Origin of the sequence: Kitasatospora misakiensis (assembly GCF_042656005.1) — a bacterium.
GTDB classification, from domain to species: Bacteria; Actinomycetota; Actinomycetes; order Streptomycetales; family Streptomycetaceae; genus Kitasatospora; species Kitasatospora misakiensis.
Window position 1 is genome coordinate 1 of sequence record NZ_JBHSOF010000124.1, and the last position, 1,781, is coordinate 1,781.

Genomic DNA, 1,781 nt, shown 5'->3' on the forward strand with positions numbered 1-1,781 from the left:
CCCGTACTTCGCGGGTGACCGTTTCAGGTCTGTGGCCAGCGGGTTTGTGTGATGTCGGTGTCGAGTAGGTCGAGGAGGTGGAGTTGGACGCCACGGTTGATCTGGACGGTTGGCGGGTCGGTGACGTTGCCGATCCGCAGGGTGAGTTCGCCGAGGTGGTAGAGGATCATTCGGCCGGTGGGGCGGACGCGGCGGTTGTCCGGGTAGAGGCCGACCATCGTCTCTTCGGGGCCCAGGGCGCGTCTGACCTGCCGCTCGATAAGGCAGAAGACCAGCAGGGCCAGGCAGATCACCTGGATCAGCGCGGCGACGCGCCGGTTGTGCTGCACGAAGATCGGGGCGACGGCGAGTGGGCCCTTGAAGTCGTGGTAACGCCGCTCGACCGCGCCCTGGCCCTTGTAATGGACCAGCACCTGGGCCGGGCCCGCCTTGTGGGCCGGGACGCTGGTGATGAGCGCGTACCAGCCGTCGACAGCTGCTTCGGCCTCGAGTACGTCCTGGTCGAAGTGCCAGGCCAGGCTGGGGGTGCCGTGCTCGTCGTCGGTGATGTGCCAGCGCAGGCAGGAGGTGACACGGCGCTTGGTCGCGACGACGCCGATCCGGGCGACGATCTTCTCCTGCGTCTTGTAGTGCTGTCCGCCCGCCGCGGCCGTGAGCCTGTCGAGGTCTTCGGCGGCCTTGGCCAGCCGTTTGGTGCGGGCTGCTTGCTGGCCGGCCGCGACGGCGGTGGAGTGGATCAGGATCCGGCGCACGGTCAGTGGTGGGTCGCTCTTGCGGCGGCCGGTCAGTGTGTGAAGGTCCTCCAGGACCCGGTACGTCTCCCGTTCCGCCTCCGGTTTCCTCTCCTCACGCTCGGGCACCCAGACGACGGGCTCGGCCCGCTCGGGGTCCAGGGCCGCGTAGAACTCGTCCTTGATCTGAGCGGCCGGGACGGGCGCGATGAACTCCACCCCGGCCTGAAGCAGGGCGGTGATGTTGGAGTAGGACACCAGTTTGGAGTCGGCGACCATCAGGAATTCGTGGGTGCCGGCCATTGCTCTGAGGTCGTTCATCGCCCCGACGACCTGGCTCACCTCGGCCGCGGCGCCGCTGAAAACCCGGGCGTGCACTGGGATACCGCCGTCGGCGGACACCGCGAGCCCGGCCTGGACCTGTTTCAGATCCAGGCGCCGGTCCTTGGGATGCCCGTTGCAGGCGATCAGCGGGTACCGCTCGTCCTGGTCGGCGGCGGGGAAGGCGCCGTGGACGGACATACTGGTCATGTCCCAGTGCAGCCGGGAGACGTCGATCCCGAACTCGGTGATCGCCCGGGCCCCGACGGTGCCCGCGATGACCTCCAGTTTCGGAGCGATCGCGTCCAGCGCGCGGGCCAGACGGTCATCGTTGAGCAGGTCCGGTGTGATGCCGAAGACCTCCTCCACCGCCCACGTGCGGGCCCAGTCCCCGATCCGCACCAGCGGTGCGGGCGAGGTCAGCCGGTTGGCCACCAGCGCCTCGATGACCTGCCCGTGGGTCAGATGGGCGCTCGCTCCGCCCGGACACACCTCGTCGACGATCCCGGCGACATCCAACCGGCGCAGAAACTCGGCAGCGACAGGCAGAGCGCCCAGACGCTTTTCCACCACGGACGTCACCACGCACTCAAGGCGCTGACGCTGAGACCGAGGCCGCGGGGACCGGGAAGTCATCGACACATCCCGACCAACGCCGGACGACCGGCCCGGGACACTCCCGGACCGGTCACACCATACGAATCAGCGACCCGCGAAGTACGGGTCTAG

At 68.5% G+C, this 1,781-nt stretch carries 1 protein-coding gene; it reads right to left on the minus strand.

The window, feature by feature from the left end:
- Positions 1 to 23: 23 nt before the first annotated feature.
- Positions 24 to 1,625: an IS1634 family transposase gene (locus ACFP3U_RS36825; protein ID WP_380230140.1), complete on the minus strand. Its 1,602-nt coding sequence runs from the start codon at positions 1,623 to 1,625 to the stop codon at positions 24 to 26.
- Between the last annotated feature and the right edge of the window lie 156 nt (positions 1,626 to 1,781).